Here is a 14,303-nt window from a genome sequence, read left to right on the forward strand (position 1 = left end):
GAGGTTCGGCGTAGGCTGACGCCTCGTGACCACCACTTCGACCGCGGCCGAGCGCATCGTCGTACGCACTTCACTCCTCGAGAAGGACGCGGTCGGGGCCCTGCTCGACGTCGTCCCGCCCGAGTCGCCGGTGAGCTGGATCCGCCGCCGCGAGGGCCTCGTCGGCTGGGGAGTCGCCGCCGAGGTGCGCACCTCCGGGCCGACCCGCTTCTCCGACGCCGCCAAGTGGTGGTCCGAGATGGTGGCCCGCGCCGACATCCGCGACGAGGTCAACGAGCCGGGCACCGGACCGGTCAGCTTCGGCAGCTTCGGCTTCGCCGACGATCCCGGCGACTCGGTGCTGGTGCTCCCCCGCGTCGTGGTCGGTCGCCGCGGCGACCTGGCCTGGGTGACCACGGTCGACTGCGAGATCCCCGACCTGGCGCCTGCCGAGCCCGCTCGCGCACCCGTGGTCAGCTTCGCCGACGGTGCCCGCAACGGCGACGAGTGGATGTCCGTGGTGGCCGACGCCGTCTCGCGCATCAACCGCGGGGACCTCGAGAAGGTCGTGCTGGCGCGTGACCTGATCGCCACCTCCGACGTCGACGTCGACGTGCGCTGGCCGCTGCGCCAGCTCTCCGAGACCTACCCGATGTGCTGGACCTTCCATGTCGACGGCCTCTTCGGCGCCACCCCCGAGATGCTCGTCCGCCGCGAGCGCGGCCTGGTCACCTCGAGGGTGCTGGCCGGCACCATCCGGCGGACCGGCGACGACGAGCGCGACCTCGCGCTGGCCGCCACCCTGGCCCGCTCCTCGAAGGACCTCGAGGAGCACGAGTACGCCGTCCGCTCGGTCGCCGAGGCACTGGAGCCGCACTGCTCGTCGATGAACGTGCCCGAGGCGCCCTTCGTGCTGCACCTGCCGAACGTCATGCACCTGGCCACCGACGTTGCCGGTGTGGTTCACGACGCCGAGAGCGTCTCGTCGCTCGACCTGGCCGAGGCGCTGCACCCCTCCGCCGCCGTGGGCGGTACGCCGACCGACGTGGCCACGGACCTGATCGCCGAGATCGAGGGCATGGACCGCGCCCGCTACGCCGGGCCGGTCGGCTGGATCGACGCGACCGGCGACGGCGAGTGGGGCATCGCGCTGCGGTCGGCCCACGTCGCGGGGCCGACGGTGCGCCTCTTCGCCGGGTGCGGCATCGTCGGCGACTCCGACCCCGAGGCCGAGCTGGCCGAGTCGCAGGCCAAGTTCGTGCCCGTGCGCGACGCGCTCACCGCCTCACGCTGAGGTTGAGTGCTGAGGTGGTTGCCCGGGCAGCCACCTCAGCACTCAACCCGGATCAACAGGAGTTCGCGCTGGCGACCCTGACGTTGCCGATCACCGCACGGTGGTCGGAGTGCCGCAGCGGCGCCACCCACGAGCTGACCTTGGTGACCCGTCGCGTGTAGAGGAAGTCGATGCGCGCGGTGCCGCGCTTGTTGGTGTCGCCGTCGCCAGTGCCGACTGCCTTCCAGAGATCGACCAGGTGGGTGTCGAGGACGTTGTGCTCCTGCTGCTCCGGGCCGGCGTTGAAGTCGCCGCCGAGCACCGTCGCGCACCGCGGCGTGCCGATGCGGTCCCGCACCGCCCGGGCCTGCATCAGCCGACCACGACCGGGCTGCAGGTGCGTCACCCAGACGTTGAGCTTCTTGGTGCCGACCTTGACCCGCGCGATCATCAGTCCGCGCCTCTCGGTGCCCTCGGGCTGCGGCAGGGTGAAGCGGTTGGTCGCCACGATCGGGTACTTCGAGATGACCGCGTTGCCCCTCCACCCGAAGGACTTGCGGCTGTTGGCGTCGTACGCCACGTGCCAGCCCAGGCGTCGGGCCAGGTTCTTGGCCTGGTGCACGCCGCCGCTCGCGGTGCGGTTGTCGACCTCCTGCAGGACCGCGATGCTCGCGCCGGTCTTGCGGATGTCGGAGGCCAGGTTGGCCAGGCCGAACTCGCCGAACCGGATGTTGTAGGTGATCACCCGCAGGCTGGTCGCAGCGGCACGAGCCTGCTGGACGGGTGCGGCGGCCTGCGTGACCTCGGCCGGGGTGGCCGGAGCCGCTCCCAGCTGAAGCGGTACGACGAGTGCGGCGGCGACAGCGGCGCCGGCGAAGGAACGAACGCGCATGGGAGCTCCTCGAGAAGGGGTTCGGTGCATCTCGTCGTACCCGCTGCGGACCGGCGTACACACATATCGTCCCAACGGGCTCGAGTGCTGAAGTGGTTCCCCGGGCAGCCACCTGAGCACTCGACTCCCGTCAGTGGGCCAGCAGCTGCTGCACGCAGGCGACTGCGGCCAGCTGACCTGCGGCCGCGGCGGCCAGCACGGAGGCCATCGGCATCGGGAACGACGACCGATGGGCCAGGTCGCCGGCCGCGTGGACACCCGGGAGCGACGTACGCCCGAAGTCGTCGACCGCGATGCAGCCGCTGTCCTGCAGGTCGAGGCCGAGCTGCTCGGCGAACGGGGCCGACTGCACGAGCCTGCCGGTGCCGACGAACAGTCCGGCGACGGTGAGGTCGTCGGCGCCGTCGAGCTCGACGCGCACCTCGTCGTCGGTGCGGGTCACGCCGAGCACGGGTTCCGCGTGCACGGTGGCGCCGAGGCTGTCGAGCAGAGCGGCGTCATCGGCCGACAGCTCGGCACCCTCGGTGAAGACGGTCACCGACGACCCGATCGGGGCGAGCAGCCCGACCAGGTGGAGCACGGCGGGCGGCCCGGCGAGCACGCCGATCGCGCGGCCGCTCAGCTCGTGGCCGTGACAGAACGGGCAGCCGTAGGCCAGCTCGCCCCAGATGTCGTCGAGGCCGGGGGTGGCCGGCAGCTCGTCGCGGACGCCGGTGGCGAGGATGACCAGCCGGCTCTCGAGCACGCCGCCACCCGTGGTCACGACGAACCGCTCGCCGTCACGGGCGACCGCGTCGACCGTCTCGTCGCGCACCTCCACGGTGTCGTACGCCGACAGCTCGGCGCGCGCCTGCTCGCGGAACTTCTCGGGCGGCGTTCCGTCGTTGGTGACGAAGTTGTGCATGTGGGAGACCCGGCCGTTGCGGTAGGAGCCGGAGTCGAGGAGCAGCACGGACTTGTGCATGCGGCCCAGGGTCAGGGCGGCCTGCAGGCCGGCGGGTCCGCCGCCGACAACGATCACGTCATACATGGTGTGGGTGCCTTTCTCTTGACGATGCACCAAGCCTGTGACTTCATGTCAACATGAAGTCAAGCCCTCACTCGAACGGACCCTGGTCCGTCGGCCAGGTCGCCGAACGGTTCGACCTCCCGACCAACGTGCTCCGGCACTGGGAGACGGTCGGCCTGCTCACCCCCGAACGCGATTCGGCGGACCGGCGTCGCTACGGCCGGGAGGACGTCGTACGCATCGCGGTGATCCAGCGCAGCAAGTCCGCCGGCATGAGCCTCGAGCAGATCTCGACCCTCCTCGACAGCGAGACACCCGACCGGCACAAGGTGCTCGAAGGGCACATCGCCGACATCGACCGGACCATCGAGGAGATGCAGATCTCGCGCGCCATGACCGAGCACGCGCTGCGCTGCCAGGCCCACGACATCGCCCAGTGCCCGCGCTTTCGTAGCCACATCGACGACCTGCTGGCAGGGTTCTGACCATGACCCGCACACGTGAAGCGATCGTCGTCGGCGCCGGCCTGGGTGGCATCGGCATCGCCATCCAGCTCAAGCGCCTGGGCATCGAGGACTTCGAGATCCTCGAGCGCAACGACGACCTGGGCGGCACCTGGCACGTCAACCACTACCCCGGCCTGGCCGTCGACATCCCCTCGGTGACCTACTCGTTCTCCTTCGAGCCCAACCCGCACTGGTCGCGGTGGTACGCACCCGGTGCGGAGCTGAAGAAGTACTGCGAGCACGTCGCCGAGAAGTACGACGTACGCCGGCACATGCGCTTCGACACCGGCGTCGAGAGCGCGCGCTGGGACGACGACTCGGGTGAGTGGCACGTTCAGCTGGCCGACGGCAGCACCGAGCGTTCGACGTACCTCATCGTGGCGACGGGCTTCCTGTCCCAGCCGAAGGTGCCCGACATCGAGGGCATCGAGACGTTCACCGGCAAGGTCATCCACAGCACCGAGTGGGACCACGACTACGACTTCACCGGCAAGCGGGCCGGGCTGATCGGCACCGGCGCGACCGGCGTGCAGCTGATTCCCGAGGTGGCCGAGCGGGCCGCCGAGCTGACCGTCTACCAGCGCACCGCGATCTGGGTGACACCCAAGCTCGACTTCGCGATGCCCGGCCTGGCCAGGCGCGCCTTCGGTGCGGTTCCCCTGACCCAGCGGGCGGCGCGGCTGTGGAACTCCACCGTGCTCGAGGCGCTGCTCGCCGGGGTGGTCAACTTCCGCCGCCTCAGGCCTGCGGTGAAGGCGGCCGAGCGGATCGGGCGGCGACACCTGGCCCGCAGCATCAGCGACCCCGAGCTGCGCCGCAGGCTGACACCCGACTACGACTTCGGGTGCAAGCGGCCGACGTTCTCCAACTCCTACTACCCGACGTTCAACAAGCCGCACGTGCACCTGGAGACCGGCGGCATCGCCCGCGTCGACGGCGACTCGATCATCACCGAGGACGGCACCCGCACCGAGATCGACGTGCTGGTGCTGGCCACCGGCTTCAGCCTCTGGCAGACGAACTTCCCGGCGTTCGAGGTGATCGGGCGTGACGGGGTGAACCTCGGCAAGCACTGGCGCAACACCAGGTTCGCGTCCTACCAAGGCATCACGGTGGCGAAGTTCCCCAACTACCTGCACCTCGCGGCGCCGTACTCCTATGCGGGCCTGTCGTTCTTCACCACGATCGAGGCCCAGATGAAGCACGTCGACCGGCTCTTCGGCGAGCTGCGACGTCGTCAGGCGACCCGCTTCGAGGTGACCGAGTCCGCCGCCGACGCGTTCACCGACAGGATGCAGCGTCGCATCGACGACTCCGTCTGGACGCTGGGCGACTGCGCCACCTCGCGCAGCTACTACTTCAACGAGCAGGGCGAGGCGACTCTGGCCCGGCCGACCACGACCTGGCAGAACCACCGCGAGCAGGAGACGTTCCCTCTCGACGACTACGACTACGCCTGACCGGCGCCGTCACACCCTAGGGATACCGCCGGTCAGCGAACGGGACGATCTTCGCCTGGCTCGGACCGAACTTGAGGTATTCGATGTTGTAGCCCCACCACCCCTCCGCGTTGCGGGTTTCCCTGGGCCCGACTCCTCGGTCGAGCTGCACGTTGGCGAGGGCCGAGTTGTAGTCGATGACGATCTCGTTGTCGCCATCGACCAGATATTCACTGATGTCCGCGACGGGGTCCATCCAGTTCACACCGCCAGTGAACTGGTTCTCGCCCACCAACGGGACCTGCCGTCCGGTGCCGTCGTCGATGGTCGACTTGCCGACTCCGCCGACGTCTCGCTTCACCTTCGTGGGGTTGGTGCTGACACGTCCGCCGACCTTGCGACCGTTGATCCAGACGTCCATGCTCTCCTCGAGCGAGTCACCGAAGTCGAGGTAGGCACCGCTGGCCGCATCCGCGTCCCAGTCGAATGTGGCCTCGTAGTGGCCGGTTCCTGAGACCGCCTTGCCCACCTCGGGAATGTCGTTCCAGGTCTTCAAGGTGTCCAACTCCACATTGATCGGGGTGGTGACCGTCGAGGTCTTCCGGTTGGTCGTCGTCACGCCGTCGACGGTCTCGGTGCGGACCAGGTCGCCGACGGTGGGGCTCGGTCTCCACGAGTTCACGGTGAGGTCCCAGTCGGTGATGTCGTAGGAATCCGGGACGATCACGGTGTCGCGATAGGTCTTGCCGTTGCTGAGCTCCGTGGTGACCTCGCCGCTCTTCGTTGCCCGCACAGTCACGCCCTTCGCAACGGCGTACGACGAGTCCGCGTCAGTGGAGACGATGTGGAGCTTCTCCTTGCTGACCTTCTCGAAGGCCATCAGGGCGATGTTGTTGTAGTCGAGGTCGACCGGAACGACAGTCTTGCCGTCCTGCCAGCGATACCCGGCCAACTCGGTGGCCTCGCCCGTCCACGCGTCGATCGTGTAGGGAACGAACGTGCCCTGCATCTCGATGTCGGTCTTGATGTTGGTGCCGGGGTTGGGAGAGTCCCGCACCTCGGGACGCAGACTCTTGTCCCGGTAGGAACCGTCGTCGTAGTTGTAGACATACAGATACCGGTTGCCCTCCTTGTCCTCGCGCGTCTGGCTGAGCAGCTGCTCATTGGGCTCCGAATATCCCGCGTACGGCGAGACACCGAGCTCCTGCAACTTCTCGAGGACGTTGTCGCTGTAGCCGCCGGGAGTGGTGCTGAAGTAGTCGATGTCGTCGTCGACCGTCGCCTGCCTGACCGTCGGCAGCTCCAACATCTCGTCCATGACCTTTTTCAGGGCGCGGTCCAAGCCATCGTTGAACGGCGTCCGCGATGCGGCGTCATCAAGGACGACGACCTTGAGACCCCTCTTGGCCCAGTTGAGCAGCCGCCTGGCCCCGTCCATGTCGAGCCAGTCCTGATAGAGCACGACGGCCTTGTAGCCGGCCTTCTCGATGGTCTTGGTCCGCTGATCGAAGTGGACGTCGTCGTCGAACAGGAACCTCGGGCTGAAGTAGTCATAGGTGTAGCCGTTGTCCTGCAGTTCCGTCGAGCGATAGTGGATGCCTTGGTGCGCACGCTGCCAGTTCATCGCCTGGTTGTTGCTCCCGGTGCCTCCACCAAATGCCAAGCCGTGAACGAACTTCTGCGTCACGAAACCGACGTCGGCGCGAGACTTGCCCGTCTGCATGAGCTGCTGGACGCGCCCAAGGTGCGCATTGAGCTCGTCGTAGTTCGCCGACGACGGCGCCCGTGTCGACACCAGGGTGAAGTCGCCACGAGTCACGTAGCCCGGCCACTGGTAGTTGCCGTACCCGAAACCGGAAGTCCAGATGTGCCAGATGGTCCGCTGCATGCCAGCGGCGAACTGCGAGTAGGCATCCTCGAGACGCAGCTGATGCGTGCCGTTCCACGCGAACTGCAGGGCAGTGGTCTCCGACGAGAGCACCTTGTTCTCCAACTTGGCGCCGCCCGTCCAATAGCGGAACATGTCGACCTGGTTGTACTGGTTCCGGTTCTCAGCCTCGGGATAGTCCACATCCATCGCCGGCTCTGACATCTCGATCGGCTGGCCGTACGAGATCTGCGCTCGGGTCTCGATGCCCACCGAGTTCAGCCACTCCTTCATGGGCTGCAGCATCCGCTCGCGGTAGAGCTGGGTCATGACGTCCTGCCAGTCGTTGATGATCCGCTGGCGGCGGTCTTCGTCGCCGTCCAGCTTGTAGGTTCCAGCGGTCGCGACCCGGTGGTAGGGGTTGCTCCAGACATTGCCCACACCGTTGACGAGGAACAGGTAGGGCGTGATGTCGTAACCCTTACGTTCCTTGAACTCCGCGGCCATGTCCTCGGCCCACCAGGTGAACCCGTCGCCCGTGCTCATCTCGAGCGAGTCCATGAACAGCTGCACGTCGCCGTCCAGGATCTTGCGCCGCAGTGCGGGGTCGGCGAGATAGGGCTCTTCCCAGAACCTCCGCAGGGCATCCACCCCTCGCTCGTCGAAGTAGTTGGTGGCATAACTGGGCTCCGCGGACGGGCTGGAGGACTGGTAGGTCCCCTGGGTCCACAGGCCGAAGACCCGGTAGGTGCCGTCGGGGGGAGCGGTCCAGTCGAGATTCTGCGTCCACACATCGGCGCCCTGGGTGAGCTCGGGCACCAGGTCGATGAAGCTGTCCGGGTCGACAGTGTTTCCGTTCACGACCTTGTATGCGTAGGCACTGACGAACGTGGCGCCGGCCTTTCGCGCGTTCTGCCCCGGCGCCGGTAGCGCCGTCAACTTCTGGCCGGGGGCGACCGTGCCGGTTCCGAGGGTCAGGTTCTGCATGGCCGACTGGCTGGCCGGGTCCATCCCGGGCACGTTCGAGGTTGACCAGTTCGTGCCGGACGTGAGGTAGACACCCATGCCCAGGTCGAGGAGCTTGTTCATCATCAAGTTCCACTTGTGGGTCCACATCTCGGTGCCGTACGCATACACGTCGTTCGGCGCGGCGGTGTCGTCCTGCATGCACAGTTCGACACCCCTGAACCCCGCGTCATAGAGGGCCTGGATCTCTTCGAGCAGGGTCTCGTCGGTGGCCGAGGCGTCGCCCAACCACCAGCGCACGTCGGTGCTGAACACCCGGTCAGGGTCGACGTACTTGCCCTCGAGTTGCTGCTCGAACGAACGGTCCCCGGCGGCTACCGAGGCACCCGCTGGTTGTCCACCATACGGCTGCGACACCGCCGCGGACGTTCGCTGCGGTTCCAGGGCGGTGGCAGTCAGGGGCGTCACCACCGTCAGCGCCAGTGCGGCGGCGAGGAGCCACCTGGACGCTGATGCCGGCCTCGTGTCGGGTGTCCTCATGATGGCTGACCACTGACCCTTCTTCTGCTGGTGGAATGTCTACGAAATGATTCGTTTCAATTCACCGGCACAGTAGGCACTGGTGGATGTCGACCACAAGCAGTTGGCCGACATCGGTCACCTACGTCGATCGTTTCAAGACCGACGACCACGCCTGACCCGGCGCCGTCACGGACAGGCGGAGGAGGAGGCCCGTGGCAGCGCCGGTCGGTCAGACGAGAACTTCCACCGGCGCGACCGACAGCGCGTGGCCGAACCCGTCTATCACCGCGGTGAGGCCGGGGAGTGCCTCGCCGCTGATCGTGGTCACGCCGTCGCGGTCGGCCTCGATGAACGAGTCGACCACCAGGAACCCTTGTACGACGTGGCGGGCGCCCATCGACTGGAGCACCGGCCGCAGCGCGTAGTCGAGGGCGAGGGCGTGCGCCAGCGAGCCACCGGTGGCCAGCGGCAGCACCACCTTGCCGGCCAGTGCGAACTGCGGGAGCAGGTCCAGCCAGGCCTTGAGCAGACCCGTGTAGGCCGCCTTGTAGACCGGCGTCGCGATCACCACGCCGTCCGCCCAGGCCAGCTGCGCGATCGACTCGGCGATCTCCGGGTCCTCGGTGTTGCCGGCCAGCAGGGCATCCGCCGGCAGGTCGAGGACGCGCAGGTCACGAAGCTCGTGGCCGTCCTCCTCGACGGCAGCCGCGACGTGCGAGAGCAGCCGGGCCGACCGCGAGACCACCTTGGGTGAGCCGCTGACGGTGAGGATGCGGCTCATCGGGCTCCCCGCCCTTCCGGCCGGCGCCGCAAGGAGGCATCGGTGATCGCCGGGTGCTGCCAACCCTCGTCGGCCACGTTGTACGTCGTACCCGGCGGGACGATCTCGTCGATCCGGTCGAGGATGTCGTCGGTCAGCGTGATCTTGTCGGCGCCGAGCGCGGCCTCGAGGTGCTCGTGGGTGCGCGGTCCGATGATCGCCGACGTGACCGCCGGGTGCTGCAGCACGAAGGCGAGTGCCAGGTGGATCAACGTCAGTCCGTTCTCCTCCGCCAGGTCGGTCAGGTCGAGCACCGTCTCGAGCTTGCGGGCGTTGTCTGCCCGCGTCGGGTCGTGGCGGGCCGGCTGGCGACCGGCGCGCGTCGAGGTGGGTGCGGTGATCGCGTCGCGGTTGTAGCGGCCAGACAACCAGCCACCGGCCAGCGGGCTCCACGGCAGCACGCCCAGGCCGTACTGCTCGGCGACCGGCAGCACCTCGCGCTCGACGTGTCGCACCAGCAGGGAGTACGGCGGCTGCTCGGTCACGGGACGTTCCCTGCCCCGGGCGTGTGCGACGTGCTGCGCCTCGACGATCTGGGACGGCTGGAAGGTCGACGTACCGACGTAGCGGATCTTGCCCTGGTGCACGAGGTCGCTCAGCGCCCCGAGCGTCTCGTCGATGTCAGTGTCGGGCTCCGGGCGGTGCACCTGGTAGAGGTCGATCCAGTCCGTCTGCAGCCGGCGCAGGCTGTTCTCCACCTCACGGATGATCCAACGGCGCGAGTTGCCGAACTCGTTGACGTCCTCCCCCAGCCGGCCGTGGAACTTGGTGGCGAGGACGACGTTGTCGCGGCGACCCTTCAGCGCCTTGCCGACGATCTCCTCGGACTCGCCCTGGGAGTAGACGTCGGCGGTGTCGACGAGATTGATGCCCGAGTCCAGGGCCCGGTGGATGATCGCGATCGAGTCGTCGTGGTCGGGATTGCCGTGGCCGCCGAACATCATGGTTCCCAGCGTCAGCGGGCTGACCTTGAGGCCGGTGCGGCCCAGCGGTCGGTAGTCGGTCATGCGAGGTTCCTCTCGAGTGCTGTCTCAGCGGTGTAGAGGCTGTCCGGTCGGGACAGCCCGTAGTGGTCGCGCAGGGTGGTGCCGGCGTACTCACTGCGGAACAGGCCACGCTCGACCAGGATCGGCACGACGTGGTCGACGAAGGCCTCCAGCCCGGAGGGCAGGACGGCCGGCATGATGTTGAAGCCGTCGGCGGCGCCGGCGTCGAACCAGCCCTGGATCGCGTCGGCGACCTGCTCGGGAGTGCCGGTGAAGGTGCGGTGTCCGCGGCCTCCGCCGAGTCGCCCGATCAGCTGCCGCACGGTGAGGTTCTCACTGCGGGCCAGGGTGACGATCAGCGTGTAGCGGCTCTTCGCGCCCTCGATCTCGTCCTCGCCGGGGAGGTCGGCGGGCAACGGCCTGTCGAGCTGCAGTTGCTCCGGTGAGACGCGGAGGGTGCGGGCCAGCTGCGCGACGGCGTACTCGGGCACGATCAGCTCGTCGAGCTGCAACTCCTGGGCCAGCGCCTCGGCCTCGGTGGACCCGATCACCGGCACGATGCCGGGCAGGATCTTGATCGTGTCGGGGTCTCGGCCGGCGGCGGTGGTGCGCTGCTTGAGGTCGGCGTAGAACGCCTGCGCCTCCGAAAGGGACTGTTGCGCGGTGAAGACCGCTTCGGCGTACTTCGCGGCCAGCCCCTTGCCGTCCTCCGACGACCCGGCCTGCACGATCAGCGGGTGGCCCTGCGGGGAACGCGGGGTGTTCAGCGGCCCGCGCACCTTGAAGAACCGCCCCTCGTGGTCGATCGGGCGCACCTTCGCCTGGTCGCCCCAGACACCGGCCGCCTTGTCGAGCACGGCCGCGTCGTCGTCCCAGCTGTCCCACAGCTTGCGGGCGACGTCCAGGAACTCCGCGGCCCTTTCGTAGCGCTCGCTGTGCACCGGCTGGTCGTCGAGACCGAAGTTCTTCGCCGCCTCCGGCCCCGCGGTGGTCACCACGTTCCACCCGGCCCGGCCACCACTGGCGTGGTCGACCGAGGCGAAGCGACGGGCCAGGTTGTAGGGGTCGTTGTACGTCGTGGAGGCGGTGGCGATCAGGCCGATCCGCTCGGTGGCCGCAGCGATGGCGGTCAGCAGGACGGTCGGCTCGAGGGTGCCGCTCGGTCGTCGTCCGACCTGACCCCAGAGCACCGGTGAGTCGGCGAAGAAGATCGAGTCGAGCTTGCCGCGCTCGGCGATCTGCGCCAGCCGCTGGAAGTGCGCGATGTCGGTGTTGGACGTCGGGTCGCTCTCCGGCAGCCGCCATGACGCCTCGTGGTGGCCGGTGCTCATCAGGAAGGCGTTGAGGTGGAGCTGTCTTCTGGTCTGGCGGGTCATGCCGATTCCCTTCTCAGGTCGGACGCGGTGGTCTCGCCGACCCCGAGGGTGGCGAGCAGTTCCTTGCGGATCGCGGCGAACCGCGGGTCGGACGGGTCCCGGTCGCCGTCGAGGTCGATGACCTGCTCGACGGCGATGCGTCCGTGGTCGAGGACGACGACCCGGTCGGCGAGCTTGATCGCCTCGTCGACGTCGTGGGTGACCAGCAGCACGGAGGGCTGGTGGGCGCGGTGCAGCTTGCGCAGCAGCTCGTGCATCTTCAACCTGGTAAGGGCATCGAGGGCGCCGAACGGCTCGTCGGCGAGCAACAGCTTGGGGTCGCGCACCAGGGACCTGGCCAGTGCCGCGCGTTGCTGCTCGCCTCCGGAGAGCTCGTGAGGCCAGGCCCCCTCCCGCCCTTCCAGGCCGACCTCGCGGAGCGCCGTTCGACCGGCGTCACGGGCCGCCTTGCCGCGTTGGCCGAGGGTAGTGTTGTCGAGCACCCGGGCCCACGGCAGCAGACGGGAGTCCTGGAAGACCACGGCCCGCTCCGCCGGCACGACGATCCGGCCGCTGCCGGAGACCGCGCGGTCGAGGCCGGCCAGGGCTCGCAGCAACGTGCTCTTGCCGCAGCCGCTGGGGCCGAGGAGCGCGACGAACTCGCCCTCCTCGATGGTCAGGTCGACGCCGTTGAGCACGCCCTTCGGGCCGAAGCCGCGGACCAGGCTCTCGACGACCACGGGTGCGGTGGTGGGCCTCAGCCCAGAGTGCGCTGCCATCGCAGGGCCCTCCTCTCGATCAGGCGGACGGCGCCGTCGGAGAGCAGGCCCAGCAGTCCGTAGACGACGAGACCGACGACGATGATCTCGGTCTGTCCGTAGGTGCGGGCGAGCTCCATCATGTAGCCGATGCCGCTGGTGGCGTTGATCTGTTCGACGACGACCAGGGAGATCCAGGCGCCGGTGACCGCGAAGCGAAGGCCGAGCAGGAAGCCGGGCAGCGCACCGGGCAGGACCACACGTCGCAGGAAGTCGGTCCGCGACAGGTCCACGGTCTGGGCCAGCTCGACGTACCGCAGGTCGATCTTGCGCAACGCAGAGTGGGTCTGGAGATAGATCGGCACGAAGGCGCCGAGGGCGATCGTGTAGATCTTCATGTTCTCGCCGATGCCGAACCACAGGACCAGCAAGGGGATCAGGGCCAGCGACGGAATGGCTCGCTTGATCTGCACGGGCCCGTCGATGACCGCCTCGCCGAACCGGCTGAGCCCGCTCACGAGGGCGAGCAGCAGTCCGACGACCACCCCGAGGGCGAGGCCGTACGTCGCCCGCTCGGCCGAGACCTTGAGGTTGTCCTGGAGCCGGCCGTCGGCGATCAGCTCGCGAGCCGTCGACCAGACCGTCCACGGCTCGGAGAGGATGCGCGGGTCGAGGACGCCGGACCACGAGGCCAGGAACCACGCGCCCAGGAGGAGCAGCGGGCCGATCAGGCCCGAGAGCCTGATCGGAGCGCCGGGGCCCAGCTTGCGGGCGAGTGGCCGCTGGTCGACGGTGAGCTCGACCGGCTTGCCCTCGGGTGGCGCCACCTCGGGCGGGGTGATCACCGCGGTCACGAGATCTTGCCCGTCTCGTAGGCGGTGCCGCCGAGCTTCTCGAAGCGCCGGTCCCAGAGCACGGCGGCGTCGAACTCCTTCTGGTCGGTCTCGCGGGCCAGGAGGTCGACGGTGGCCTGGTGGTCCGTGATGTGCTGGCTCCAGTCCGTCGGGATCTCCGGGTGGCCGGTCGCCTTGATGAGGTACTCGCCGTCCTCCTTCGACAGGCCCTGGTCCTTCTCGTAGTAGCCCTCGAGCCATTCCTTGGGGTGCTCGTCGATCCACTTCTGCGCAATCGCCCACCGCTGCACGTACTCACGGATCGCGGCGGCCTTGTACTCGTCCTCGAGCGAGCTCTTCAGGACGTAGAGGTGGCTGGGATCGTCGCGCAGGCCATGGCGGATCGTGGTCGCGCCGTCCTTGCCGTAGTTGGCCAGGTAGCGCTTGATCTGGGTGCTGCCGAGCGGTGCCACGTCGACCTCGCCGGCGGCCAGCGCGGTCGCGTAGACGTCACCGGTGCTGGGCAGCTCGACGAGCTTCACGTCGTCCTGCTCGAGACCGGCCTTCTCCAGGACCCGCAGGATGAGCGCGCCCTGGGCCTGGCCCGGGCTGTAGGCGATCTTCTTGCCGCGCAGGTCCTCCAGCGTCTTCACGTCGGCGCCGGGCTTGATGCCGAGCTCGTAGATCGGGTGCTCGATGGGGTCCTGGCGGTACTTCGCGGCCACGATCTTCACGTCGAGGCCGGTCCAGTGGGCGTGGATCGGCGGGATGTCGGCCACCGCGCCGACGTCGAGCGCCTTGGCCCGGAAGGCCTCCGTGGTCTGCGGCCCGCCACTGATCTGGGCGAACTCGATGTCGAAGCTGAACTTGTCCTTCTGCCCGGACAGCTCGAAGGCGACCTCCGTGGTCGGGTCTCCGACGACCAGCTTGGTCTCCTTCGGCGCGCTGGTCGGCAGCGGCTCGTCGAGCCCGAGGTGCGGGCCGGCGGCGGCTTCGTCGCAGGCCCCGGTCAGTGCGAGCAGGGGGAAGAGTGCGGCCACGGCGATGAGGCGCCACGGGCGGATGGGTCGGGACATGGGTGTTCCTTTGCAGGTGCGT

12 protein-coding genes are annotated in these 14,303 nt (G+C 68.4%); 3 read left to right on the forward strand and 9 right to left on the reverse strand.

The features are described from left to right. Nucleotides 1-25: 25 nt before the first annotated feature. On the forward strand, nucleotides 26-1,273 hold the full coding sequence (locus ASD30_RS14440) for an isochorismate synthase (protein ID WP_056682644.1): 1,248 nt from the start codon (nucleotides 26-28) through the stop codon (nucleotides 1,271-1,273). 52 nt (nucleotides 1,274-1,325) lie between these two features. Here the strand turns inward: ASD30_RS14440 and ASD30_RS14445 are convergent, their stop codons facing one another. Beyond that, nucleotides 1,326-2,144 carry an endonuclease/exonuclease/phosphatase family protein gene (locus tag ASD30_RS14445; RefSeq protein WP_056682647.1) on the reverse strand — a complete coding sequence of 273 codons (819 nt, stop codon included), beginning with the start codon at nucleotides 2,142-2,144 and terminating at the stop codon, nucleotides 1,326-1,328. Between the two features lie 130 nt (nucleotides 2,145-2,274). Beyond that, complete coding sequence (locus tag ASD30_RS14450) at nucleotides 2,275-3,165, reverse strand: NAD(P)/FAD-dependent oxidoreductase (protein WP_200951154.1); 891 nt, start codon at nucleotides 3,163-3,165, stop codon at nucleotides 2,275-2,277. A 62-nt stretch (nucleotides 3,166-3,227) separates the two neighbouring features. Here ASD30_RS14450 and ASD30_RS14455 point away from each other — a divergent pair, with 62 nt between their 5' ends. Then, on the forward strand, nucleotides 3,228-3,638 hold the full coding sequence (locus ASD30_RS14455) for a MerR family transcriptional regulator (protein WP_056682654.1): 411 nt from the start codon (nucleotides 3,228-3,230) through the stop codon (nucleotides 3,636-3,638). 2 nt (nucleotides 3,639-3,640) lie between these two features. Continuing rightward, on the forward strand, nucleotides 3,641-5,119 hold the full coding sequence (locus tag ASD30_RS14460; protein ID WP_056682657.1) for a flavin-containing monooxygenase: 1,479 nt from the start codon (nucleotides 3,641-3,643) through the stop codon (nucleotides 5,117-5,119). A 16-nt stretch (nucleotides 5,120-5,135) separates the two neighbouring features. Here the strand turns inward: ASD30_RS14460 and ASD30_RS14465 are convergent, their stop codons facing one another. The 7 genes from ASD30_RS14465 to ASD30_RS14495 all read right to left on the reverse strand — a co-directional run bounded on the left by ASD30_RS14465 (nucleotide 5,136) and on the right by ASD30_RS14495 (nucleotide 14,281). Further along, on the reverse strand, nucleotides 5,136-8,471 hold the full coding sequence (locus tag ASD30_RS14465; protein WP_156393653.1) for a glycosyl hydrolase: 3,336 nt from the start codon (nucleotides 8,469-8,471) through the stop codon (nucleotides 5,136-5,138). A 211-nt stretch (nucleotides 8,472-8,682) separates the two neighbouring features. Next, the gene (ssuE, locus tag ASD30_RS14470; protein ID WP_056682663.1) at nucleotides 8,683-9,234 is read right to left on the reverse strand and encodes an NADPH-dependent FMN reductase; all 552 of its coding nucleotides are present in this window, start codon (nucleotides 9,232-9,234) and stop codon (nucleotides 8,683-8,685) included. Then, nucleotides 9,231-10,280, reverse strand: a complete 1,050-nt coding sequence (locus ASD30_RS14475; protein ID WP_056682667.1) for an aldo/keto reductase — start codon at nucleotides 10,278-10,280, stop codon at nucleotides 9,231-9,233. Before ASD30_RS14475 ends, ssuE begins: the two co-directional genes overlap by 4 nt. Beyond that, entirely contained in the window at nucleotides 10,277-11,635 is a 1,359-nt protein-coding gene (locus tag ASD30_RS14480) for an LLM class flavin-dependent oxidoreductase (protein WP_056682670.1), read from the reverse strand. Before ASD30_RS14480 ends, ASD30_RS14475 begins: the two co-directional genes overlap by 4 nt. After that, a complete protein-coding gene (locus ASD30_RS14485) occupies nucleotides 11,632-12,393 on the reverse strand; it encodes an ABC transporter ATP-binding protein (RefSeq protein WP_056682673.1) in 762 nt (253 codons plus the stop codon). The genes ASD30_RS14480 and ASD30_RS14485 overlap by 4 nt, the downstream gene beginning before the upstream one ends. Next, nucleotides 12,372-13,217 (reverse strand): ABC transporter permease, encoded by an 846-nt coding sequence (locus ASD30_RS14490; protein WP_235532590.1) that lies wholly within the window; start codon nucleotides 13,215-13,217, stop codon nucleotides 12,372-12,374. Before ASD30_RS14490 ends, ASD30_RS14485 begins: the two co-directional genes overlap by 22 nt. Before the next feature lie 5 nt (nucleotides 13,218-13,222). Further along, on the reverse strand, nucleotides 13,223-14,281 hold the full coding sequence (locus tag ASD30_RS14495; RefSeq protein ID WP_056682676.1) for an ABC transporter substrate-binding protein: 1,059 nt from the start codon (nucleotides 14,279-14,281) through the stop codon (nucleotides 13,223-13,225). Between the last annotated feature and the right edge of the window lie 22 nt (nucleotides 14,282-14,303).

This window comes from Nocardioides sp. Root140, from assembly GCF_001426745.1.
Classification (GTDB): Bacteria; Actinomycetota; Actinomycetes; order Propionibacteriales; family Nocardioidaceae; genus Nocardioides.